This window comes from Variovorax pasteuri (genome assembly GCF_051216435.1).
In the GTDB taxonomy this organism is placed as follows: Bacteria; Pseudomonadota; Gammaproteobacteria; order Burkholderiales; family Burkholderiaceae_C; genus Variovorax.
In genome coordinates, this window is the sequence record NZ_JBPJZS010000001.1 from 1439393 (window position 1) to 1461959 (window position 22567).

General features: G+C 65.2%; 22 protein-coding genes. 21 read left to right on the plus strand and 1 reads right to left on the minus strand.

Features of this window, described 5'->3' with window-relative positions:
• Positions 1–51: 51 nt before the first annotated feature.
• From rpsB to ACSFBM_RS06885, 21 genes are all read left to right on the plus strand, one after another.
• The gene (rpsB, locus tag ACSFBM_RS06785) at positions 52–804 is read left to right on the plus strand and encodes a 30S ribosomal protein S2 (RefSeq protein WP_435435971.1); all 753 of its coding nucleotides are present in this window, start codon (positions 52–54) and stop codon (positions 802–804) included.
• An 81-nt stretch (positions 805–885) separates the two neighbouring features.
• Complete coding sequence (tsf, locus tag ACSFBM_RS06790; RefSeq protein WP_435483674.1) at positions 886–1809, plus strand: translation elongation factor Ts; 924 nt, start codon at positions 886–888, stop codon at positions 1807–1809.
• Between the two features lie 96 nt (positions 1810–1905).
• Positions 1906–2628, plus strand: coding sequence for a UMP kinase (pyrH, locus tag ACSFBM_RS06795; protein WP_435435973.1), 723 nt, complete (start codon positions 1906–1908; stop codon positions 2626–2628).
• 11 nt (positions 2629–2639) lie between these two features.
• Complete coding sequence (frr, locus tag ACSFBM_RS06800; protein WP_435435974.1) at positions 2640–3200, plus strand: ribosome recycling factor; 561 nt, start codon at positions 2640–2642, stop codon at positions 3198–3200.
• Positions 3201–3208: 8 nt separating this feature from the next.
• Positions 3209–3937, plus strand: a complete 729-nt coding sequence (gene uppS, locus ACSFBM_RS06805) for a polyprenyl diphosphate synthase (RefSeq protein WP_435483675.1) — start codon at positions 3209–3211, stop codon at positions 3935–3937.
• A 12-nt stretch (positions 3938–3949) separates the two neighbouring features.
• The gene (locus ACSFBM_RS06810) at positions 3950–4795 is read left to right on the plus strand and encodes a phosphatidate cytidylyltransferase (RefSeq protein WP_435435976.1); all 846 of its coding nucleotides are present in this window, start codon (positions 3950–3952) and stop codon (positions 4793–4795) included.
• Positions 4792–5979 (plus strand): 1-deoxy-D-xylulose-5-phosphate reductoisomerase, encoded by a 1188-nt coding sequence (ispC, locus tag ACSFBM_RS06815; RefSeq protein WP_435483676.1) that lies wholly within the window; start codon positions 4792–4794, stop codon positions 5977–5979. The genes ACSFBM_RS06810 and ispC overlap by 4 nt, the downstream gene beginning before the upstream one ends.
• A gap of 24 nt (positions 5980–6003) precedes the next feature.
• Positions 6004–7377, plus strand: coding sequence for an RIP metalloprotease RseP (gene rseP, locus ACSFBM_RS06820; protein ID WP_435483677.1), 1374 nt, complete (start codon positions 6004–6006; stop codon positions 7375–7377).
• A 38-nt stretch (positions 7378–7415) separates the two neighbouring features.
• Complete coding sequence (gene bamA, locus ACSFBM_RS06825; RefSeq protein ID WP_435483678.1) at positions 7416–9851, plus strand: outer membrane protein assembly factor BamA; 2436 nt, start codon at positions 7416–7418, stop codon at positions 9849–9851.
• A complete protein-coding gene (locus tag ACSFBM_RS06830; RefSeq protein WP_435483679.1) occupies positions 9852–10397 on the plus strand; it encodes an OmpH/Skp family outer membrane protein in 546 nt (181 codons plus the stop codon).
• A 14-nt stretch (positions 10398–10411) separates the two neighbouring features.
• Complete coding sequence (gene lpxD / locus ACSFBM_RS06835; protein WP_435483680.1) at positions 10412–11389, plus strand: UDP-3-O-(3-hydroxymyristoyl)glucosamine N-acyltransferase; 978 nt, start codon at positions 10412–10414, stop codon at positions 11387–11389.
• A 23-nt stretch (positions 11390–11412) separates the two neighbouring features.
• Positions 11413–11871: a 3-hydroxyacyl-ACP dehydratase FabZ gene (gene fabZ / locus ACSFBM_RS06840; RefSeq protein ID WP_007836981.1), complete on the plus strand. Its 459-nt coding sequence runs from the start codon at positions 11413–11415 to the stop codon at positions 11869–11871.
• Positions 11872–11893: 22 nt separating this feature from the next.
• Complete coding sequence (lpxA, locus tag ACSFBM_RS06845; protein WP_435483681.1) at positions 11894–12682, plus strand: acyl-ACP--UDP-N-acetylglucosamine O-acyltransferase; 789 nt, start codon at positions 11894–11896, stop codon at positions 12680–12682.
• Positions 12683–12692: 10 nt separating this feature from the next.
• Positions 12693–13841 carry a lipid-A-disaccharide synthase gene (gene lpxB, locus ACSFBM_RS06850; RefSeq protein ID WP_435483736.1) on the plus strand — a complete coding sequence of 383 codons (1149 nt, stop codon included), beginning with the start codon at positions 12693–12695 and terminating at the stop codon, positions 13839–13841.
• Entirely contained in the window at positions 13813–14535 is a 723-nt protein-coding gene (gene rnhB, locus ACSFBM_RS06855; RefSeq protein ID WP_435483682.1) for a ribonuclease HII, read from the plus strand. The genes lpxB and rnhB overlap by 29 nt, the downstream gene beginning before the upstream one ends.
• 10 nt (positions 14536–14545) lie before the next feature.
• The gene (locus ACSFBM_RS06860; protein ID WP_435483683.1) at positions 14546–15331 is read left to right on the plus strand and encodes a TrmH family RNA methyltransferase; all 786 of its coding nucleotides are present in this window, start codon (positions 14546–14548) and stop codon (positions 15329–15331) included.
• Positions 15332–15471: 140 nt separating this feature from the next.
• Positions 15472–16680, plus strand: a complete 1209-nt coding sequence (carA, locus tag ACSFBM_RS06865; protein ID WP_435435986.1) for a glutamine-hydrolyzing carbamoyl-phosphate synthase small subunit — start codon at positions 15472–15474, stop codon at positions 16678–16680.
• Positions 16673–19924, plus strand: coding sequence for a carbamoyl-phosphate synthase large subunit (gene carB, locus ACSFBM_RS06870; RefSeq protein ID WP_435483684.1), 3252 nt, complete (start codon positions 16673–16675; stop codon positions 19922–19924). The genes carA and carB overlap by 8 nt, the downstream gene beginning before the upstream one ends.
• 11 nt (positions 19925–19935) lie before the next feature.
• Positions 19936–20805 (plus strand): Kdo hydroxylase KdoO, encoded by an 870-nt coding sequence (locus tag ACSFBM_RS06875; RefSeq protein ID WP_435483685.1) that lies wholly within the window; start codon positions 19936–19938, stop codon positions 20803–20805.
• A 66-nt stretch (positions 20806–20871) separates the two neighbouring features.
• Positions 20872–21348, plus strand: coding sequence for a transcription elongation factor GreA (gene greA / locus ACSFBM_RS06880; RefSeq protein WP_435435989.1), 477 nt, complete (start codon positions 20872–20874; stop codon positions 21346–21348).
• An 11-nt stretch (positions 21349–21359) separates the two neighbouring features.
• On the plus strand, positions 21360–21776 hold the full coding sequence (locus ACSFBM_RS06885) for a DUF4149 domain-containing protein (protein ID WP_435435990.1): 417 nt from the start codon (positions 21360–21362) through the stop codon (positions 21774–21776).
• 30 nt (positions 21777–21806) lie between these two features.
• On the opposite strand, the gene ACSFBM_RS06890 is transcribed toward ACSFBM_RS06885, so the two are convergent.
• Complete coding sequence (locus ACSFBM_RS06890; protein WP_435436042.1) at positions 21807–22565, minus strand: glycosyltransferase; 759 nt, start codon at positions 22563–22565, stop codon at positions 21807–21809.
• Between the last annotated feature and the right edge of the window lie 2 nt (positions 22566–22567).

Sequence of the window (22567 nt, forward strand, 5' to 3'; positions counted from 1 at the left end):
AAGAGCACAAAACGGGCTGGATTTTAGACCCAACCTTTGGAGTAATTTCTAATGTCTACCACCATGCGCGAAATGCTGGAAGCCGGTGTCCACTTCGGTCACCAAACCCGCTTCTGGAACCCCAAGATGGCTCCGTTCATCTTCGGTCACCGCAACAAGATCCACATCATCAACCTGGAAAAGTCGCTCCCGATGTTCCAGGACGCGATGAAGTACGCCAAGCAACTCACGGCCAACCGCGGCACGATCCTGATGGTCGGAACGAAGCGCCAGGCCCGTGAAATCGTCGCTTCGGAAGCTCGCCGCGCTGGCGTGCCTTTCGTCGACACCCGCTGGCTCGGCGGCATGCTGACCAACTTCAAGACCGTCAAGACCTCGATCAAGCGTCTGAAGGACATGAAGGCTCAGCAGGAAGCCGGCCTCGACTCGCTGAGCAAGAAGGAGCAATTGACCTTCTCGCGCGAAATCGAGAAGCTCGAAAAGGACATCGGCGGCATCCAGGACATGACCGCGCTGCCCGATGCCATCTTCGTGATCGACGTGGGCTTCCACAAGATCGCCGTGGCCGAAGCCAAGAAGCTCGGCATTCCCCTGATCGGTGTGGTGGACTCCAACCACTCGCCCGAAGGCATCGACTACGTGATCCCTGGTAACGACGACTCGTCGAAGGCCGTCGCGCTGTACGCCCGTGGCATCGCCGACGCGATCATCGAAGGCCGCAACAACGCCGCCGGCGACGTGGTCAAGGCTGTTGCCGAAGGCAGCGACGAATTCGTCGAAGTCGAAGAAGGCGCTTCGGCCTGATTGGCACGCTCGCGAGCCTGAAGAAGGGGCTTTGGTGCCCCTTTTTTTTAACCTGATTTTTGGATTTACGGAGATACACAAATGGCTGCAATCACCGCAAGCATGGTCGGCGAACTGCGCGCTAAGACCGACGCGCCCATGATGGAATGCAAGAAGGCCCTGACCGAGGCCGAAGGCAACATGGAAAAGGCCGAAGAGTTGCTGCGCATCAAGCTCGGCAACAAGGCTGGCAAGGCGTCGGGTCGCATCACCGCCGAAGGCGTGGTGACGGCTTTCGTCGACGGCGCTGCCGGCGGCATGATCGAAATCAACTGCGAAACCGACTTCGTCACCAAGAACGACAGCTTCCTGGCCATGGCCAACGCTGCCGCGATGCTGGTCGCCAAGAGCAACCCTGCGGACATCGCCGCCCTGGGCGCGTTGGCCTACGAGCAGGACGGTTTCGGCCCCACGCTCGAAGACGTGCGCAAGGGCCTGATCGGCAAGATCGGCGAAAACATGAGCTTCCGCCGCTTCAAGCACTTCAACGGCAACGGCAAGCTGGCTTCGTACCTGCACGGCACGCGCATCGGCGTGATGGTCGAGTTCGAAGGCGACGACACGTCGGCCAAGGACGTGGCCATGCACATCGCGGCCATGAAGCCGGTGGCGATCCAGGCGTCGGACGTGCCTGCCGAGCTGATCGAAAAAGAGCGCGCAGTGGCTGCCGGCAAGGCGGAAGAAGACCGCAAGACGGCCGAAGCCGAAGGCAAGAAGGCCCAGCCGGCCGACATCGTTGCCAAGCGCATCGAAGGCGGCGTGCAGAAGTTCCTCAAGGAAGTTTCGCTGCACAACCAGCCGTTCGTGAAGAACGACAAGCAGACCGTCGAGCAGATGCTCAAGGCTGCCGACACCTCGATCAAGGGTTTCACCCTGTACGTGGTCGGTGAAGGCATCGAGAAGAAGGTCGACGACTTTGCCGCCGAAGTGGCCGCACAAGTCGCCGCTGCCAAGGCTGCCGCCTGATCTCGCAGCCACTGAAGCGGCGGTGCGCGAACGCGTGCCGCCGCTTTTTCACCGCCACGTTTTACACTCGCCCCCGCCAACTCAAGGAAATTGCCCATGTCTGATCCCCGCCCAGCCCACAAGCGAATCTTGTTGAAGCTGTCGGGAGAGGCTCTGATGGGCGATGACGCCTTCGGCATCAACCGCGCCACCATCGTGCGGATGGTCCAGGAGGTGGCCGAGGTCGTGAACATGGGCGTCCAGGTGGCGGTCGTGATCGGCGGCGGCAATATTTTCCGCGGCGTCGCTGGCGGTTCGGTCGGCATGGACCGAGCCACCGCCGACTACATGGGCATGTTGGCCACCGTCATGAATTCGCTGGCTCTGGCCGACGCCATGGACAAGCAGGGCCTGGTGGCCCGTGTGATGTCCGCCATCGCCATCGAGCAGGTGGTCGAGCCCTATGTGCGCCCCAAGGCCCTGCAGTACCTCGAAGAGGGCAAGGTCGTGGTGTTTGCGGCCGGCACGGGCAATCCGTTCTTCACGACCGACACCGCCGCAGCGCTGCGCGGTGCCGAAATCGGCGCCGAGCTGGTGCTCAAGGCGACCAAGGTCGACGGCGTGTACACCGCCGACCCCAAGACCAACCCGAATGCAACGCGCTACACCTCGCTCACTTTCGACGAGGCGATTGCGCAGAATCTCGGCATCATGGACGCCACGGCCTTCGCGCTGTGCCGCGACCAGAAGCTGCCGATCAAGGTGTTCTCGATCCTCAAGAACGGTGCGTTCAAGCGCGTCGTGATGGGCGAGGACGAGGGCACGCTGGTGCATGCCTAGGAGTATTTGAGATGACCATTGCAGACATCCGCAGCGCGACCGACCTGAAGATGAATCAGTCGCTCGCCGCCTTCCAGAACAACCTCACCAAGATCCGTACCGGCCGTGCCAACTCGGCGCTGCTCGACTCGATCCACGTGGACTACTACGGCTCGCAGGTTCCGCTGAGCCAGGTGGCCAACGTGTCGGTACTTGACTCGCGCACCATCAGCGTCCAGCCCTGGGAAAAGGGCATGGGCGCCAAGATCGAAAAGGCCATCCGCGAAAGCGACCTGGGCCTGAACCCGGCGTCGATGGGCGACCTGATCCGCGTGCCGCTGCCGGCCATGAGCGAAGAGCGCCGCAAGGAAATGACCAAGCTGGTTCGCAACGAGGGCGAAAGCGCCAAGATCGCCACGCGCAACCTGCGCCGCGACGCGAACGAATCGGTCAAGAAGCTGGTGAAGGACAAGCTGGCGTCGGAAGACGACCAGAAGCGCGCCGAAGCCGACATCCAGAAGGTCACCGACCGCCATATCGCGGAGATCGACCGCCTGGTGACGGCCAAGGAAGCGGAGATCATGGCCGTTTGAGGCCTGCCATGGCTCCTACATCGCCGCGCGTTCCACACCACGTTGCCATCGTCATGGACGGCAACGGCCGTTGGGCGACGCGGCGGTTCTTGCCACGCGTCGCGGGGCACAAGCAGGGCGTGGAGTCGCTGCGCCGCTGCGTCAAGGCATGCGCAGACCGCGGCGTGGGCGTGCTCACGGTGTTCGCGTTCTCCTCGGAGAACTGGAACCGTCCTGTCGAGGAAGTCTCCGGACTCATGGAACTGATGGTCGGCGCACTCGCCCGCGAAGTGCCCCGGCTCAGCGCCGACGGCGTGCGGCTGCACTTCGTCGGTGAGCGAGCGGGCCTGTCGCCGAAGATGGTGAAGGGGCTGATCGACGCCGAAGCGGCCACCGCGCACAACACCCGCATGCAACTCAACGTGTGCTTCAACTACGGGGGGCGCTGGGACATCGCGAAGGCCGCGGCCAGGTTGGCGGCGCAGGGCGAGGCCATCACCGAGGTCAGCCTCGACCGCGCCATGGCGCTGGCCCATGTGCCCGACCCCGACCTGTTCATCCGCACCGGTGGCGAGCAGCGTTTGTCCAATTTCCTGCTTTGGCAGAGTGCCTACGCAGAGCTTTTCTTCAGCGACAAGCTGTGGCCCGAATTCGACGAGGCCGCGCTGGACGAGGCCATCGCTGCGTTCCAGGGGCGCGAGCGTCGCTTCGGTCAGACCTCGGCGCAGGTCTCGGCACCCCATGGCCTGACGGCCTGACAATCCCCCCGCATGCTCAAACAACGCATCCTCACAGCGATCGTGCTGCTCGCGATCCTGCTGCCAGCGCTGTTCTACCGAAACCACATCCCCTTCGCCTGCGTCATGCTGGTGCTGATCGGCGCGGGCGCCTGGGAATGGGGGCGTTTGAACGGATACGGCCAGCGGCTTTCGGTGTTCCTCGGCATCGAGACGGTGGTGCTGTGCGCGTTGTCGTGGTGGCTGGGCCTGTTGGAGCAGCCGCTCGTTTTGATGTGGACCCTGGCCAGCGCGGCCTGGGTGCTCGGCGGCGCCGCGCTGCTGCGGGTGGCGGTGCCGGGCTGGCCGCGCATTCCGCGCGGTCTGCGGCTGGTGGGCGGCTTGCTGGCACTTTGGGTGGCCTGGTTGGCCGCGGTGCAGGCGCGCATGATCGGCATCAACTTCCTTTTGTCGATCCTGGTGCTGGTGTGGGTGGCGGACGTGTTCGCCTATTTCGCCGGCCGCGCCTTCGGTCTCAAGTTCACCCGCAACAAGCTCGCGCCCGCGATCAGTCCCGGCAAGAGCTGGGAAGGCGTATGGGGCGGGATGATCGGCGTGGTGGTGCTGGCCTTTGCCTGGGTCTGGGCCGACAAGGCAACCGGCGCGACGGTCGCCAGCCTCTACACCCGACTCAATGAGCGCGGCTGGTGGCTCCTGCTGCTTGGCGCGCTGTTCCTCGCGGCGATGAGCGTCGTGGGCGACCTCGTCGAATCCCTCATCAAGCGCAGTGCCGGCGCCAAGGACAGCAGCCGGCTGCTGCCCGGCCACGGCGGCATCCTCGACCGCGTGGATGCGCTCTTGCCGGCGCTTCCCATTGCCATGATGCTGGCCTTCCTGTGAAAACTCCCCTGCAACGCGTCACGGTGCTCGGCTCGACCGGTTCGGTCGGCGTGAGTACGCTCGACGTCATCGCCCGGCACCCCGGGCGCTTCGAGGTGTTCGCGCTCTCCGCGGCCACCAAGGTCGATGAATTGCTGGCGCAATGCGCTCAGTTCTCGCCGCGTTTCGCCGTCATGGCCAGCGCTCCGCATGCCGCGTTGCTGGCCGAAAAAATCAAGCAAAACAGCCTGGACACGGTCGTATTGGCTGGACCTGATGCTCTTGAAACGATAGCGTCGCACGAGGATGTCGATACCGTCATGGCCGCCATCGTCGGCGCCGCGGGCCTCGGTCCCTGCCTGGCTGCCGCGCGGGTCGGTAAGCGGCTGTTGCTGGCCAACAAGGAGGCGCTGGTCGTCGGCGGCGAGCTGTTCATGCGCACGGTGCGCGAGGGCGGTGCAACGCTGTTGCCGATCGACAGCGAGCACTCGGCCATTTTCCAGTCGCTGCCCGAAGATCCGTCCACGTGGGCGCGTCGCATCGACAAGATCATCCTGACCGCTTCGGGCGGCCCGTTCCGCACCTGGGCGCCCGACAGGCTGCGTGCCGTCACGCCCGAGCAGGCGTGTGCCCATCCGAACTGGGTGATGGGCCGCAAGATATCGGTCGACTCGGCCACCATGATGAACAAGGCGCTCGAGGTGATCGAGGCGCGCCACCTGTTCGGCGTGTTGCCGGAGCAGATCGAGGTGGTCATTCATCCGCAGAGCGTGGTGCACTCGATGGTCCAGTTCACTGACGCCTCGGTCATCGCCCAGCTCGGCACGCCCGACATGCGGGTGCCGATCGCGGTCGGGTTGGCTTGGCCGGAGCGCATCGAAAGTGGTGCGGCGCGGCTCGACTTCCGCCAGATGTCGGCGCTGAGCTTCGACGCGCCCGATGCCGCGCTGTTCCCTGGCCTGGGCCTGGCCTGGCATGCAATGCGCGCCGCGTCCGGCACCACTGCCGTGCTCAATGCGGCCAACGAGGTCGCGGTGGAAGCTTTCCTGGACCGCCGCCTGAGTTTCGACCGCATTCATGCGGTCAACGTGGAAACTTTGGAAGCGGTCTCGCCCTCCAAGCCGGCATCGCTCGCCGACCTGTTGGCGCTCGATGCCAGTGCGCGCGCGGCGGCCAATGCCGCGGCGCTGCGTTTCGCGGCCTGACGCTCCCAGAAATCAAGGACTCCGATGCTGCTCACTGTCATGGCCTTTGTGGTCGCACTTGGCGTCCTGATCGCGGTGCACGAATATGGCCACTACCGCGTGGCCGTGGCTTGCGGCGTCAAGGTGGAGCGTTTCTCGGTCGGTTTCGGCAAGGCGCTGTTGCGCTGGAGGCCGAAGCGCCAGCATCCGGGGCAATCGACCGAATTCGTCATCGGTGCCTTCCCGCTCGGCGGGTACGTGAAGATGCTCGACGAGCGTGAAGGACCCGTGGCGCCCGAAGAGCGTCATCGCGCCTTCAACACCCAGCCCCTGCGTTCGCGCGCGGCCATCGTCGCTGCGGGCCCGATCGCCAACCTGCTGCTGGCTGTTGCGCTCTACACCGCGGTCAACTGGATCGGCGTGCAGGAGCCGGTGGCCAAGCTCGCGCGGCCGGTGGCGGCGTCGCTGGCCGAGGCCGCGGGCCTTCGCGGCGGCGAGCACATCACGCAAGCGGGCTTCGACGGCGACCTGTCGCCCGTGCAGTCCTTCGAGGACCTGCGCTGGCGCATGACGCGCGGCGCGCTCGACGGCCACGACCTGACGCTCGAAATCGCAGGCGCGCCCGGCCAGCCCGCCCGCCAGTTGGTGCTCCCGCTGAGCCGCATGGAGACCAAGGACGCCGATCCGCAGATGTTCCGCAAGATCGGCGTGCTGGCGCCGCTGACCCGGCCCGAAATTGGAGAAGTGATGGCCGGCAGCGCCGCCGAACGCTCCGGCCTGCGCAGCGGCGACGTGGTTCGCACCATCGGCGCCACCGCCATCGTCGACGGACAGCAACTGCGCGAGGTGATCCGGGCGTCGGTCGACGGCGACCAGCCGCGCACCCAGGCCTGGCAGCTCGAACGCGCAGGCCAGCCGCTCACCATCGACGTGAAGCCCGAAGTGCGGGAGGAGGGCGGCGTGAAGGTCGGGCGCATCGGCGCCTACGTGGGCACGGCGCCTGAGATGGTGATGGTGCGCCAGGGCGTGGTCGACGGCATCTGGCGCGGCGTGGTGCGCACCTGGGAGGTGTCCGCAATGACCGTTCGCATGATGGGCAAGATGGTCATCGGCGAGGCATCGCTCAAGAACCTGAGCGGTCCGCTCACGATCGCAGACTACGCGGGCAAGTCCGCGAGCCTCGGTTTCACACAGTACCTGGTCTTCCTGGCGCTCATCAGCGTCAGTCTCGGCGTGCTCAATCTCATGCCGCTCCCGGTCCTCGATGGGGGGCACCTGATGTATTATCTTTGGGAGGGCCTGACCGGCAAGAGCGTCTCTGACGCCTGGATGGAACGGCTTCAGCGCGGGGGTGTCGCCCTGCTGCTGGTCATGATGTCGGTCGCACTCTTCAACGACGTCACGCGGCTCTTTGGTTAACTTTCTGCCGGCCTTTTCCGAGCCGGCTCAATTCACAGATGAACAAAAACTTCAGTCGCTTTCGCCTGCGTAGCGTTGCCGCGGTGGTTGCCAGCGCGCTCGCGGCCACGGCAGCCTGGGCCGTCGAGCCTTTCACGGTGCGCGATATCCGTGTCGAAGGACTGCAACGCGTCGAAGCCGGCACGATCTTCGCCTCGCTGCCATTGCGCGTGGGTGACACCTACAGCGACGATCGCGGCTCCGCCGCGATCCGTGCACTGTTCGACCTGGGATTGTTCAAGGATGTTCGCATCGATGTGAATGGCAATGTGTTGGTGGTGATCGTCGAAGAGCGGCCCACCATCGCGGACGTCGACTTCGTCGGCACCAAGGAATTCGACAAGGCCGCGCTGCAGAAGGCGTTGCGCGAAGTTGGACTGACCGACGGCCGCCCCTACGACAAGGCGCTGGCGGATCGCGCCGAGCAAGAGCTCAAGCGCCAGTATGTGAGTCGCAGCCTCTACAACGCGCAGGTCGTGACCACCGTCACGCCCATCGAGCGCAACCGCGTCAACCTGACCTTCACCGTCACCGAAGGCGAATCGGCGCGCATCCGCGAAGTGCACGTGGTCGGCAACAAGGCATTCAGCGAGTCGACGTTGCTGAGCCTGTTCGACCAGGATAGCGGCGGCTTCATGAGCTGGTACACGAAGTCGAACCAGTACTCGCGCGCCAAGCTCAACGCCGACCTCGAAACCCTGCGCTCGTACTACATCACGCGCGGCTATCTCGAGTTCCGCATCGATTCGACCCAGGTCGCCATTTCGCCGGACCGCAAGGACCTGACAGTCACCGTCAACATCACCGAAGGCGAGAAGTTCGTGGTGTCGAGCGTCAAGCTCGACGGCAACTACCTCGGCCGCGACGACGAGTTCAAGTCGCTCATCATGATCAAGCCGGGCGAGCCCTACAACGGCGAGCAGGTCACCGAGACCACCAAGGCTTTCAACGACTATTTCGGCACCTTCGGCTATGCGTTTGCGCGCGTGCAGGCGCGCCCGGAGATCGACCGCGTCAACAACCGCGTGGCGCTCACGCTGCAGGCAGAACCCGCGCGCCGCGTCTATGTGCGCAAGGTTTCCGTCGGCGGCAACAACAAGACCCGCGACGAAGTCATCCGCCGCGAGTTCCGCCAGTTCGAAGCCTCGTGGTACGACGGCGACAAGATCAAGCTCTCGCGAGACCGCGTCGACCGTCTGGGCTTCTTCACCGAAGTGACCGTCGATACGCAGGAAGTGGCCGGTTCGCCCGACCAGGTGGACCTGACCGTCAACGTGACCGAAAAACCGACCGGCAGCCTGCAACTCGGCGCCGGCTACTCGAGCGCCGAGAAGGTCTCGCTGACTTTCGGCATCTCGCAGGAAAACGTGTTCGGCTCGGGCAACTTCCTGGGCGTGCAGGTCAACACCAGCAAGTACAACCGCACGCTGTCGGTGACTACGACCGATCCGTACTTCACGCAGGACGGCATCTCGCGCTCGATCAGCCTGTATCACACCACCACGCGTCCGTATTCGTCGTCGATCGACGGGGACTACAAGCTGGTGAACCAGGGTGCGTCCATTCGTTTCGGCGTGCCGTTCAGCGAAATCGACACGGTGTTCTTCGGCATCGGTCTGGAGCGCTATGCCTTCGACGCGAACAGCTCGACGGCGTTCTCCGGCTTGACCACCCCGCCGTCCTACCTGAACTACTTCCAGTGCAAGAAGGATCCCACCGGGATCCTCGTGATCGGCTGCGACCAGAAGAGCGTCTGGGGCGTTCCGCTGAGCGTTGGCTGGGGCCGTGACAACCGCGATAGCGCGCTGATCCCAACCACCGGCCGCCTGCAACGCGCCAACCTCGAAGTGGGCGCGGCCGGCGATATGAAGTACGTCAAGACGAACTACCAGTACCAGCAGTTCTTTGCGATCAACAAGCAGTACACCTTCTCGATCAACGGCGAAGTCGGCTATGCCAAGGCGCTGGGCGGCAAGGTCTACCCGATCTTCAAGAACTTCTACGCGGGCGGCCTGGGCTCGATCCGTGGTTTCGAGCAGAACTCTCTCGGCCCGCGCGACGTGCCCCTGTTCGGCCAGACCGAAGGCGCGGCCCTCGGCGGCACCAAGAAGGCGATCTTCAATGCAGAGCTGAGCACGCCGTTCCCGGGTGCCGGCAATGACCGCACGCTGCGTCTGTACGGCTTCTTCGACATCGGCAATGTGTTCGGTTCGCGCTCCGCGGGCCTGACGGACGAGCAGTGGAAGGCCGAGAAGAAGCTGCGTGCCTCGGTGGGTCTGGGTGTCAGCTGGATCTCGCCGCTGGGCCCGCTGCGCCTGGCTTATGCATTCCCCGTCATGTCCCAGAAGGAAGTGACGGATCCCAAGACCGGATTCGTCACGATCCCGAAGGATAGAATTCAGCGCCTCCAATTCCAGATCGGAACGTCTTTCTAAATGAAGCATTTGATTCGTGCCGCGGCCGGCGCGTTGTTGATTCCCGCTCTTGTGTTCGCCGCTGCGCCGGCGCAGGCACAGGAAACATTTCGCATCGGTTTCGTGAACCCTGACCGTGTGCTGCGTGAGGCGCAACCGGCCAAGGCCGCTCAGGCGAAGCTAGAGGCTGAGTTCCTGAAACGCGAGAAAGACCTGACCGTCCAGGGCGATGCACTGAAGGCGGCTTCCGAGAAGTTCGAGCGCGAAGCGCCAACTCTGTCGGAAAGCCAGCGAGTCTCCCGCCAGCGTGGGTTGGTCGACCAGGACCGCGACTTCCAGCGCAAGCGCCGCGAGTTCCAGGAAGACCTGAACGCACGCAAGAACGAAGAGCTGCAGCAGGTCTACGAGCGCGCCAACCGCGTGGTGAAGCAGGTGGCCGAAGCCGAAAAGTACGACGCCATCCTGCAGGAAGCGATCTACATCAATCCGAAGCACGACATCACCGACAAGGTGATCAAGGCGCTGAACGCGTCGGTCAGCTCTTCTGCGCCTCCGGCCGGCAAGTAACGCCGGGAGCCGGCGTGTCATTGCAGCTTGGAGCCATCGTTGACGCCCTGGGGGGCGAGCTTCATGGCGATGCAACGCTGTCCATCGAGCGGCTCGCGCCGCTGCAGAATGCACAGCCCGATGCGCTCAGCTTCCTGAGCCATCCCAAATACCAGCAGGAATTGGCGGCCTCGAAGGCGGCCTGTGTGATCGTGTCGCCTGCCATGCGCGAGGCTGCCGAGGCGCGCGGGGCGTTCATCGTGACGCCCGATCCCTATTTCTACTTTGCCCGGTTGACGCAGCTCTGGAAGGCGCATCACGCGCGCCCGGAAGCCGATTTGGTGCACCCGAGCGCGGTGATCCACGCTGAAGCCCATGTCGATGCCACTGCACGCATCGGTGCGCTGTGCGTGGTGGAACGGGGTGCACGCATCGGCGCGGGCACCGTGCTGAAGTCGCGCGTGACTGTGAGCGAAGACTGCACCATCGGCGAGCGCTGCCTGCTGCATCCCGGCGTGGTCATCGGCGCGGACGGCTTCGGCCTGGCGCTGCACGCGGGGCAGTGGGTCAAGATCGAGCAACTGGGGGCGGTGCGCATCGGCAACGATGTCGAGATCGGCGCCAACACCTGCATCGACCGCGGCGCGCTCGACGACACGGTGATCGAGGACGGCGTGAAGCTGGACAACCTGATCCAGATCGGCCACAACGTGCGCGTTGGCAAGAACACCGCGATGGCGGGGTGCGTGGGCGTGGCCGGGAGCGCCGTGATCGGTGCCAACTGCACCTTCGGTGGCGGCGCCATCGTGCTGGGACACCTGACGGTGGCCGACGGCGTGCACGTGTCCGCCGCCACGACGGTTACCCGTTCGATCCACAAGGCCGGCCAGTACACCGGCATGTTTCCCATCGATGACAATGGGAGCTGGGAAAAAAATGCGGCAACGCTCAAGCAGTTGCACAGCCTGCGCGAACGACTGAAGGCGCTGGAGAAGGCCCCCTCGAAAAAATGACGACGATGCAGGAACAGAACATCATGACAAAGCCAGCGATAGCGCTCGATATCCACCAAATCCTCAAGCTGCTGCCCCACCGCTACCCGTTCCTGCTGGTGGACCGCGTGCTCGACATGGAAAAGGGCAAGCGCATCACGGCACTGAAGAACGTGACGATGAACGAGCCCTTCTTCAACGGTCACTTCCCCCACCGCCCGGTGATGCCGGGTGTGCTGATGCTCGAAGCGATGGCCCAAGCCGCGGCGCTGCTGTCGTTCCACTCGCTGGACATCGTGCCGGACGACAACACGGTCTACTACTTTGCCGCCATCGACGGCGCACGTTTCAAGCGTCCGGTGGAACCCGGCGACCAGCTGACGCTCGAAGTCGAGATCGAACGCATGAAGGCGGGCATCTCGAAGTTCAAGGGCCGGGCGCTGGTTGGCAGCGAACTCGCCTGCGAGGCGACCCTGATGTGCGCGATGCGCCAGATCAACTGATCCGGCAGCACTTACACAAGGCATGACCCAGGTTCATTCGACAGCGCTCGTCGCCCCCCAGGCTCAACTCGACGCCTCGGTGTCGGTCGGTCCCTATACCGTGATCGGCCCGCATGTGCGGGTAGGCGCGGGCACGACCATCGGTGCGCATTGCGTGATCGAAGGGCGTACCACTATCGGGTGCGACAACAGGATCTTCCAGTTCTCGTCCCTCGGCGCGGTGCCGCAGGACAAGAAGTACGCCGGGGAGCCCACTGAGCTCGTCATCGGCGACCGCAACGTGATTCGCGAGTTCTGCACCTTCAACCTCGGCGTGCCGGGGGCAGGGGGCGTGACGCGCGTGGGCAGCGACAACTGGATCATGGCGTACACGCACATCGCGCACGACTGCCGTGTCGACAACCACACCACGCTGTCCAACAACACCACGCTGGCCGGGCATGTGCACCTGGCCGATTGGGTCACGGTGGGCGGGCTGACCGGCATCCACCAGTTCGTGTCGGTCGGTGCCCACGCCATGCTAGGTTTCGCCAGCGCTGTGACGCAAGACGTGCCGCCTTTCATGCTGGTCGACGGCAATCCGCTGGCAGTGCGCGGATTCAACGTCGTCGGCCTGCGCCGGCGCGACTTTTCCGCACAGCGGCTCGCAGCCGTGAAGCAGATGCACCGGCTGCTGTACCGCCAGGGCAAGACGCTCGACGAGGCGCGCGCCGGCATCGCCGCGCTTGCCGCGGAAATGCCGGAAGCGGCCGACGACGTCGCGCTGATGGAAGCTTTCCTCTCCAATTCGACGCGCGGCATCGCGCGCTGACGTGACAGCAATGCAGAAGGACGGGCAGCGGCGTTTCGCGCTGGTCGCGGGCGAAGCTTCCGGCGACCTGCTCGCTGGCCTGCTGCTCGACGGGCTTCAGGCCCGCTGGCCCGGCCTCGAGACCGTTGGCATCGGCGGTCCGCGCATGCTGGCCCATGGCCTGCAGAGCTGGTGGCCGCAGGAAAAGCTCGCGGTGCGCGGCTATGTCGAGGTGCTGCGGCACTACGCTGAAATTGCCGGCATTCGCCGCCAGCTCAAGGCACGGCTGCTGCGGGAATGGGCGGAGCTGTTCATCGGCGTCGACGCGCCTGATTTCAATCTCGATCTTGAAGCCGGCCTGCGCAGCCGCGGCATGAAGACGGTGCATTTCATCTGCCCGTCGATCTGGGCCTGGCGGCCGGAGCGCATCGAGAAGGTGCGGGCCGCGGCCGACCACGTGCTGTGCATCTTCCCGTTCGAGCCGGCGTTGCTGGCGGAGCACGGCGTCTCGGGCAGCTACGTGGGCCACCCGCTGGCCAATGTGATCCCGATGACACCCGATCGCGCCGGCGCCCGCGCCGCGCTGGGCCTGGCGCCCGACGCACAGGTCGTCGCCTTGCTGCCCGGCAGCCGCCGCTCGGAAGTGCGCTACCTGGCCGCCCGGTTCTTTGCCGCCGCTGCGCTGATGCACAAGCAGCGGCCCGGCATCCAGTTCGTAGCCCCGATCCTGCCCGGCTTGCGCGCCGAGGTCGAAGGCCTGCTGCAGGCCAGCGGCATGACCGGCCGCGTGAAGCTGCTCGACGGCCAGTCGCACGCCGCGCTCGCCGCCTGCGACGCCACGTTGATCGCCAGCGGCACCGCCACGCTCGAGGCGGCGCTGTTCAAGCGCCCGATGGTCATCGCCTACAACATGAATGCGCTGTCGTGGCGCCTCATGCAGCGCAAGCAGCTGCAGCCCTGGGTGGGCCTGCCCAACATCCTGTGCCGCGATTTCGTGGTGCCTGAGTTGCTGCAGGAGGCCGCCACGCCCGAGGCGCTGGCCCGGGCCACGCTGGAATGGCTCGATGCGCCGGAGAAAACGCAGGCCCTGCAACACAAATTTTCAGAGCTGCATGTGCAATTGCAGCGCGATACGCCGACACTTTGCGCCGATGCGATCCAGAAAGTTCTTGAAGGCTGAGCAGGCCCCGCTGGTGTGGGACGCACCGGGCCTGATGGCGGGCGTCGACGAGGCGGGCCGCGGGCCGCTGGCCGGCCCCGTGGTCGCGGCCGCAGTGATCCTGGACGACCTGCGCCCGATCCGCGGCCTCGCGGACTCCAAGACGCTCACGGCCCTGCAAAGGGAGCGCCTGCATGACCAGATCCTGGCCCAGGCGCTGTGCTGCTCGATCGCGCAGGCCACCGTGGAAGAGATCGACACCCACAACATCCTGCAGGCCACCATGATCGCGATGCGGCGCGCGGTCGAAGGGCTGCGCCTGAAGCCCGTGAAGGTGCTGGTCGACGGCAACCGCCTGCCGACGCTCGACGTGCTGGCCGAGGCCATCGTCAAGGGCGATTCCCGGGTCAAGGCGATTTCCGCCGCGTCGATCCTGGCGAAGGTGCACCGAGACCGGCTCTGTGAGCAGTTGCACGCCGAATTCCCGCACTACGGCTTTGCCGGCCACAAGGGCTACGGCACGCCGGAGCACCTTGAAGCCTTGCAGCGCCACGGCGCCTGCGTGCACCACCGCAGGTCGTTCAGCCCGGTGGCTGCTGCGCTGGCCCGCACCGGCGGTGTCATGAACGTGGTGCTGCCCGTGGACGCCGTGCAGCCTGCGATGGTCATCGGTGTCGCCGAGACCGTGCGCCTGGACCTGCGCCCCGCGCCCTGAACCCTCCCTCATGACCTCCGACACCGGCGCCAGCCACATCAGCTCGCGCGACAACCCGCTGCTCAAGGACCTGCGCAAGCTTGCGCAAGACCCGGGCGCCTACCGCAAGCTGGGCCGGATCTGGCTCGAGGGCGACCACCTGTGCCGTGCGGCACTGGCGCGCGGCGTGAAGCCGGCCATCGCTGTGTTTTCGGAGTCTTTTTGGCCCAGTGCGCCCGCCGAATGGACGCATGGTGCTATCAAAACCGTAGTCGTTGCCGATGACCTGTTGCGCGGTGTCAGCGGGCTCGAATCGCCGGCGCCCATGGGTTTCGTGCTCGACCTGCCGTCCCGCCCCGAACTGATTCCCGACGCCCCCAGCGTCGTGCTCGACCGCCTGCAGGATGCGGGCAACGCGGGCTCCATCCTGCGCAGCGCCGCCGCCTTCGGCTTCACCCAGGTGATCGCGCTGAAGGGCACGGCCGCACTGTGGGCGCCGAAGGTGCTGCGCGCCGGCATGGGGGCCCACTTCGGCCTGCGGCTGATCGAAGGTGTGGACGCCGACGCGCTGGACAGCCTGCGGGTGCCGCTGGTCGCCACCAGCTCGCACCACGGCGACTGGCTGCACAAGGCCGAACTGCCGCATCCCTGCGCGTGGCTGATGGGGCATGAAGGGCAGGGCGTGTCCCCCGCGCTGGAAGCGAGGGCCACGCACCACATCCGTATTGCGCAGCCCGGCGGCGAAGAGTCGCTCAACGTGGCGGCTGCCGCTGCAATTTGCCTGCACGCCAGCGGGGCGGCTCTTCAGGCTCAATAGCACACCCAGTCCGAGCTACAATCGGGGGCTTACTCGCAATAGCGTCGCCCGGCCGCCTTCAACGCCAAAATCCCCTTAAGCAGCAGTCCGCAGGCAACGCGCCTGGGGCTCCGGGCGACCGTAACCATTCGGAGAACCCAGTGCTTTTGTCTCTCAAGGGAAACTTCCCGCCCGCCATCCTGGCGCTCGCAGACGGCACGGTCTTTCAAGGCAACTCGATCGGAGCCGCCGGCTCCACGACCGGTGAGGTGGTGTTCAACACTGCCATGACCGGTTACCAGGAAATCCTCACCGACCCGAGCTACTGCCAGCAGATCGTGACACTCACGTATCCGCACATCGGCAACTACGGCGTCAACGGGGAAGACATCGAAGCCGACAAGATCCATGCCGCGGGCCTGATCATCAAGGACCTGCCCCTCGTCGCCTCCAACTTCCGCCAGACCGCCACGCTGAGCGAATACCTCGTGGCCGGCAAGACGGTGGCCATTGCCAACATCGACACCCGCAAGCTCACGCGTCACCTGCGCACCCACGGCGCGCAGAACGGCTGCATCCTGGGCTTGGCTGCGGGCGAAGCCGTGACGCAGGCGCTGATCGACAAGGCCATTGCCGCCGCCAAGGCCGCGCCCAGCATGGCCGGCCTCGACCTCGCCAAGGTGGTGTCGGTCACGCAGACCTACGAGTGGACCGAGACCGAGTGGAAGCTCGTCAACCTGAACGGCAAGCCGGGCTACGGCGTGCAGATCACGCCCCGGTTCCATGTCGTCGCGTTCGACTACGGCGTCAAGAAGAACATCCTGCGCATGATCGCGCAGCGCGGCGCGCGCATCACGGTGGTGCCGGCGCAAACGCCCGCGGCCGATGTGCTCAAGCTGAAGCCCGACGGCATCTTCCTGGCCAACGGCCCCGGCGACCCGGAGCCTTGCGACTACGCCATCAGCGCCGTCAAGGAACTGATCGAGACCGGCATTCCCACTTTCGGCATTTGCCTGGGCCACCAGATCATGGCGCTGGCCTCGGGTGCGAAGACCTTCAAGATGAAGTTCGGCCACCACGGCGCGAACCATCCGGTGAAAGACCTCGACAACGGCCGCGTGAGCATCACCAGCCAGAACCACGGCTTCGCTGTCGACGAGAAGTCGCTGCCGGCCAACCTGCGTCCCACCCACATCAGCCTGTTCGACAACACGCTGCAGGGCCTGGCACGCACCGACAAGCCCGCGTTCTGCTTCCAGGGCCACCCTGAAGCGTCGCCCGGCCCGCACGACATCGGCTACCTGTTCGATCGCTTCACGGCACTCATGGAAAAGCACAAGACGGAAAAGACGGAGAGCAAGAATGCCTAAGCGCACAGACCTCAAATCGATCCTCATCATCGGCGCCGGCCCGATCATCATCGGCCAGGCCTGCGAGTTCGACTACTCCGGCGTGCAAGCCTGCAAGGCGCTGCGCGAAGAGGGCTACAAGGTCATCCTGATCAACAGCAACCCCGCGACGATCATGACGGACCCGGCCACGGCCGACGTCACCTACATCGAGCCCATCACCTGGCAGACGGTCGAGAAGATCATCGCCAAGGAACGCCCCGACGCGATCCTCCCCACCATGGGTGGCCAGACCGCGCTGAACTGCGCGCTCGACCTCTGGCGCAACGGTGTGCTCGACAAGTACACGGGCGCGTCCACCAACAAGCCGGTCGAACTCATCGGCGCCACGCCCGAAGCCATCGACAAGGCCGAGGACCGCCTGAAGTTCAAGGACGCGATGACCAAGATCGGTCTCGGTTCGGCCCGCTCGGGCATTGCGCACACGATGGACGAAGCCTGGGCCGTGCAGAAGACGCTCGGCTTCCCCACCGTCATCCGTCCCAGCTTCACGCTGGGCGGCACCGGCGGCGGCATTGCCTACAACCCCGACGAGTTCGAGACCATCTGCAAACGCGGCATCGAAGCCTCGCCCACCAACGAGCTGCTGATCGAAGAATCGCTGCTCGGCTGGAAAGAGTACGAGATGGAAGTCGTGCGCGACAAGGCCGACAACTGCATCATCGTCTGCTCGATCGAAAACCTCGACCCGATGGGCGTGCACACCGGCGACTCGATCACCGTGGCCCCGGCGCAAACGCTGAGTGACAAGGAATACCAGATCCTGCGCAACGCCTCGCTGGCCGTGCTGCGCGAAATCGGCGTGGACACCGGCGGCTCGAACGTGCAGTTCTCCATCAACCCGAAAGACGGCCGCATGGTCGTCATCGAGATGAACCCGCGCGTGTCGCGCTCCTCGGCACTGGCCTCCAAGGCCACGGGCTTCCCGATCGCCAAGGTCGCGGCCAAGCTGGCCGTGGGCTACACGCTCGACGAGCTGCGCAACGAAATCACCGGCGGTGCCACGCCCGCGTCGTTCGAGCCGTCGATCGACTACGTGGTCACCAAGATCCCGCGTTTCGCATTCGAGAAATTCCCGCAGGCCGATTCGCGCCTCACCACGCAGATGAAGTCGGTGGGCGAGGTGATGGCCATGGGCCGCACCTTCCAGGAATCGTTCCAGAAGGCGCTGCGCGGCCTCGAAGTGGGTGTCGACGGCCTGAACGAGAAGACGCAGGACCGCGAAGTGCTCGAGAAGGAACTGGGCGAGCCCGGCCCCGAGCGCATCTGGTACGTGGGCGATGCCTTCGCCATGGGCCTGAGCGTCGATGAGGTGTTCGCGCTGACCAAGATCGATCCGTGGTTCCTGGTGCAGATCGAAGAGATCGTGAAGATCGAGCTCGAGCTGGAAACCAAGTCGCTGGACGACATCGACAAGGACACGCTGCTCGCGCTGAAGAAAAAGGGCTTCTCCGACCGTCGCCTCGCCAAGCAGCTCAAGACCACCGACACGGCCATCCGCGAGAAGCGCCGTGCCCTGGGCGTGCGCCCGGTCTACAAGCGTGTGGACACCTGCGCGGCCGAGTTCGCGACCAACACGGCCTACATGTACTCGACCTATGAAGACGAGTGCGAAGCCGACCCCACGGACAAGAAGAAGATCATGGTGCTCGGCGGCGGTCCCAACCGCATCGGCCAGGGCATCGAGTTCGACTACTGCTGCGTGCACGCCGCGCTCGCCATGCGCGAGGACGGCTACGAGACCATCATGGTCAACTGCAACCCCGAGACCGTATCGACCGACTACGACACCTCCGACCGCCTGTACTTCGAGCCGCTGACGCTCGAAGACGTGCTCGAGATCGTCGACAAGGAAAAGCCGCTCGGCGTGATCGTGCAGTACGGCGGCCAGACGCCGTTGAAGCTCGCGCTCGACCTCGAAGCCAACGGTGTGCCGATCATCGGCACCTCGCCCGACATGATCGACGCGGCCGAAGACCGCGAGCGCTTCCAGAAGCTGCTGCACGAGCTGGGCCTGCGCCAGCCACCGAACGCCACCGCGCGCACCGAGCCTGAAGCGCTCGAAAAGGCCGCGGCCCTCGGTTACCCGCTGGTGGTGCGCCCGAGCTACGTGCTCGGCGGCCGCGCGATGGAAATCGTGCACGAGCAGCGCGACCTCGAGCGCTACATGCGCGAAGCCGTCAAGGTGAGCAACGACTCGCCGGTGCTGCTCGACCGCTTCCTGAACGACGCCGTCGAGTGCGACGTCGACTGCATCCGCGACGCCGAAGGCGGCACGCTGATCGGCGGCGTGATGGAACACATCGAACAGGCCGGCGTGCACTCGGGCGACTCCGCCTGCTCGCTGCCGCCCTACAGCCTGAGCGCCGAGACCATCGCCGAGCTGAAGCGCCAGAGCGCCGCGATGGCGAAGGCGCTGAACGTGGTCGGCCTGATGAACGTGCAGTTCGCCATCCAGCAGAAGGACGGCAAGGACGTCATCTATGTGCTCGAAGTGAACCCGCGTGCATCGCGCACCGTTCCTTACGTGAGCAAGGCCACCGGCATCCAGCTCGCCAAGGTAGCCGCGCGCTGCATGGCCGGCCAGTCGCTGGCGTCGCAGGGCGTGACCAAGGAAGTCACGCCGCCGTACTTCAGCGTGAAGGAGGCCGTGTTCCCGTTCGTCAAGTTCCCGGGCGTGGACACCATCCTCGGCCCCGAGATGAAGTCGACCGGCGAAGTGATGGGTGTGGGCAAGACCTTCGGCGAAGCCTTCGTGAAGTCGCAGCTGGGCGCGGGCACGCTGCTGCCGAAGTCGGGCAAGGTCTTCATCTCGGTGAAGAACAACGACAAGGCGCGTGCCGTGGAAGTGGCGCGCGGCCTGGTGAAGCTCGGCTTCGTGCTGACGGCCACCAAGGGCACGGCCGCTGCCATCAGCGCCGCGGGCATCGAGTGCGCCACGGTGAACAAGGTGACCGAAGGCCGCCCGCACATCGTGGACATGATCAAGAACAACGAGATTGCGCTGGTCATCAACACGGTGGAAGAGCGTCGCAACGCGATCACCGATTCGCGGCAGATCCGCACCTCGGCGCTGCTGGCGCGCGTGACCACGTTCACCACGATCTTCGGTGCCGAAGCCGCGGTCGAGGGCATGGGCTTCATGGACGAGCTGGGCGTGATCTCGGTGCAGGAAATGCACGCGCAATTGACGGCGTTGGCTTGAGCCTGGGCGCCATGGACACGCAGCTCGTCGAACTCGGCCTGACGGACTGGAACGCGGCCACGCCCAACGAGGCGTGGATCGCGGCGCTCGAAGCTGGCAAGGTGCTGCACTTTCCGCGTCTGGGCTTCGAGCTGCTGCCTGAAGAACGCAGCCTGCTGACGCCCAGCCTGCTGTCGCCCGACGTGCGCAACATCAGCCTCGACGCCAACGGCAAGCTCAAGGGCGTCGTCGGCGACGAGGCGGTGCAACGCACGGCGGCCGCGATGGTGGGGCGCTTTCGCGCGCAGGCGCAGCAGCTCATTCACGGGCTGCTGCCGCACTACACGCCGGCCTTGCGGCTGGCGCCCACCAGCTACCGGCCGGCCCAGGTCGAGACGCGCGTGCAGTCATGGCGTGCGGATGACCGGCGCCTGCACGTCGATGCGTTCCCGTCGCGGCCCAACTACGGCGAGCGCATCCTGCGCGTGTTCACCAACGTCAACCCCGAAGGCGCTCCGCGCGTGTGGCGCGTGGGCGAGCCTTTCGAGGACATCGCCAAACGCTTCCTGCCACGTGCGAGGCCCTATGCGCGCTGGCAGGCCAAGCTGCTTCAGGCGCTGCACGTGACCAAGTCGTTCCGCAGCGAGTACGACCACCTGATGCTGCAGCTGCACGACGGCATGAAGTCGGACATGGCGTACCAGGAAAGCTCGCCGCAGGAGACCGCCAAGTTCCCGCCGGGTTCGGTGTGGGTGTGCTTCTCCGACCAGACCTCGCACGCCGTGATGGCCGGCCAGTACATGCTCGAGCAGACCCTTCATCTGGCTGCATCGAAGCAATACAATCCTGACTCGAGCCCGCTCGCCATCCTGAGCCGGCTGACCGGACGCACACTCGTCTGATCAATTCCCTCAATCGACCGCCGAACGGCAGCGTTCGGCGGTTTCGCTTTATGGAGAAACAACAACATGGCCACCATTCCGATCACCAAGCGCGGCGCTGAAAAACTGCGCGCCGAACTGCACCAACTCAAGACGGTGGACCGTCCCTGGGTCATCAATGCGATTTCCGAAGCACGCGCCCAGGGCGACCTGAGCGAGAACGCCGAGTACGAGGTCGCCAAGGACCGCCAGGGCTTCATCGAAGGCCGCATCCAGGAAGTCGAAGGCAAACTGTCGGCTGCCCAGGTCATCGACCCGAGCGAGCTCGATGCCGGCGGCAAGGTCGTGTTCGGCTCGACCGTCGATCTCGAGGAAGAAGAGTCGGGCGAGGCCGTGAAGTACCAGATCGTCGGCGAAGACGAAGCCGACCTGAAGCTCGGCCTGATCAACATCTCCAGCCCCATCGCGCGCGCGTTGATCGGCAAGGAAGAGGGCGACACCGCCGAAGTGCAGGCCCCGGGCGGCCTGAAGCGCTACGAGATCGTCGCCGTCCGCTACATCTGATCGTCCGTTCGATGAAAGACCGCGTGGCGCTGATGCTGGCTGCCTTCTGGTGGGGCAGCCTCACCACGATCGGCTTTCTGGTCGTGCCGATGCTGTTCGCCAGGCTCGGCAATCCGTCGGTGGCGGGCAACTTTGCCGGTCAGCTGTTCGAGGCGCAGAGCTGGATTGCGATCGCCTGCGGGCTGATCCTGTTGATCCATTTCAGGACCAAGGCGGACGAGCGCATGGACGGGCCGGTCATGACGTCCATGTTCCTGATCCTGGCCGCGCTGCTGCTGGCGTTGCTGCAGCAGTACGCCGTTGCGCCGCACATCCTGGCGCGCGAAAACCTCAAGTTATGGCATGCCGTGGGAAGCGGCATGTATCTTGTGCAGTGGATTTGCGCCGGCGTGCTGCTGTGGCGCATGGGCGCCCGCAAGCCGGGCTGAACGGCAGAGGCGGCAACGGCCGCCTCGCCCTTACTCTTTCCAGTATTTCGCGACCCAGCGCGCCGGCCGGATGTACCGGAAGGCGCGGTTGCGGCGGCCCGCCAATGCGTCCGGCGGGTTGCACTCGCCATGGAACACCATGATGCGTGCGCCCTCGGGCACGAAGGGTTCTTCCCAGTAGTTGGTCGGCCAGGTCGGAATGCCGTGGTACTTGAAGCTCGGGCACCAGGCCTCGGGCCAGTACGCCAGCTTGCCCTGCTGGTGGAGCACGTCAGACAGGTAGGCCTGCTCGTTGCGGTACTCCGCCTGTACCTTGTCCATGTTGGCGCGAAAGTACGCCAGCACGTCGGCATGGGCGCCCAGTTCGAAACGGTAGACCGACGAATTCCCGGTGATGCGCTCGCGACGCCAGGGGCGGGCGTAGTCGTGAATGATCAGGAATTCGCCGGGTTGCTCGAAGAAGGCGTCCAGCGGGCCCACCACCACGACATCGAGGTCGAGGAAGAGGGCGGTGCCGCGCAGGCCGTGCAGGTCCTGCTCGAAGGTCGTGAGCTTCTTCCAGGCGCCGTCGCGCTGGCCGGGGGCCAGTTGCAGGTTGAGCGGAGGGATCGGCAGGCACGTCACTTCGGGGCGGATGCCGTTGCCGTCGTCCGTCAGGCAAACGAACTTGAAGTCGCCGCCAAGGTTGCGGCGCACCATCGCGTAGAGCCGGTTGACGTATTCGGGGCCGTATTTCGTGCCCCATTTCATGCAGAGGATATGGCGCTGGGCGCCTTGCGCTGGCGCCAAGC

Bases quoted from the DNA above. Each gene is read 5' to 3' on its own strand.
- lpxA (WP_435483681.1), top strand. From the start codon at position 11,894: ATGACCCAGGTTCATTCGACAGCGCTCGTCGCCCCCCAGGCTCAACTC.
- tsf (WP_435483674.1), top strand. From the start codon at position 886: ATGGCTGCAATCACCGCAAGCATGGTCGGCGAACTGCGCGCTAAGACC.
- ACSFBM_RS06860 (WP_435483683.1), top strand. From the start codon at position 14,546: ATGACCTCCGACACCGGCGCCAGCCACATCAGCTCGCGCGACAACCCG.
- rpsB (WP_435435971.1), top strand. From the start codon at position 52: ATGTCTACCACCATGCGCGAAATGCTGGAAGCCGGTGTCCACTTCGGT.
- greA (WP_435435989.1), top strand. From the start codon at position 20,872: ATGGCCACCATTCCGATCACCAAGCGCGGCGCTGAAAAACTGCGCGCC.
- bamA (WP_435483678.1), top strand. From the start codon at position 7,416: ATGAACAAAAACTTCAGTCGCTTTCGCCTGCGTAGCGTTGCCGCGGTG.
- carB (WP_435483684.1), top strand. From the start codon at position 16,673: ATGCCTAAGCGCACAGACCTCAAATCGATCCTCATCATCGGCGCCGGC.
- ACSFBM_RS06810 (WP_435435976.1), top strand. From the start codon at position 3,950: ATGCTCAAACAACGCATCCTCACAGCGATCGTGCTGCTCGCGATCCTG.
- fabZ (WP_007836981.1), top strand. From the start codon at position 11,413: ATGACAAAGCCAGCGATAGCGCTCGATATCCACCAAATCCTCAAGCTG.
- rseP (WP_435483677.1), top strand. From the start codon at position 6,004: ATGCTGCTCACTGTCATGGCCTTTGTGGTCGCACTTGGCGTCCTGATC.
- ACSFBM_RS06830 (WP_435483679.1), top strand. From the start codon at position 9,852: ATGAAGCATTTGATTCGTGCCGCGGCCGGCGCGTTGTTGATTCCCGCT.
- uppS (WP_435483675.1), top strand. From the start codon at position 3,209: ATGGCTCCTACATCGCCGCGCGTTCCACACCACGTTGCCATCGTCATG.
- pyrH (WP_435435973.1), top strand. From the start codon at position 1,906: ATGTCTGATCCCCGCCCAGCCCACAAGCGAATCTTGTTGAAGCTGTCG.
- ACSFBM_RS06885 (WP_435435990.1), top strand. From the start codon at position 21,360: ATGAAAGACCGCGTGGCGCTGATGCTGGCTGCCTTCTGGTGGGGCAGC.
- rnhB (WP_435483682.1), top strand. From the start codon at position 13,813: ATGCGATCCAGAAAGTTCTTGAAGGCTGAGCAGGCCCCGCTGGTGTGG.
- lpxB (WP_435483736.1), top strand. From the start codon at position 12,693: ATGCAGAAGGACGGGCAGCGGCGTTTCGCGCTGGTCGCGGGCGAAGCT.
- frr (WP_435435974.1), top strand. From the start codon at position 2,640: ATGACCATTGCAGACATCCGCAGCGCGACCGACCTGAAGATGAATCAG.
- ACSFBM_RS06875 (WP_435483685.1), top strand. From the start codon at position 19,936: ATGGACACGCAGCTCGTCGAACTCGGCCTGACGGACTGGAACGCGGCC.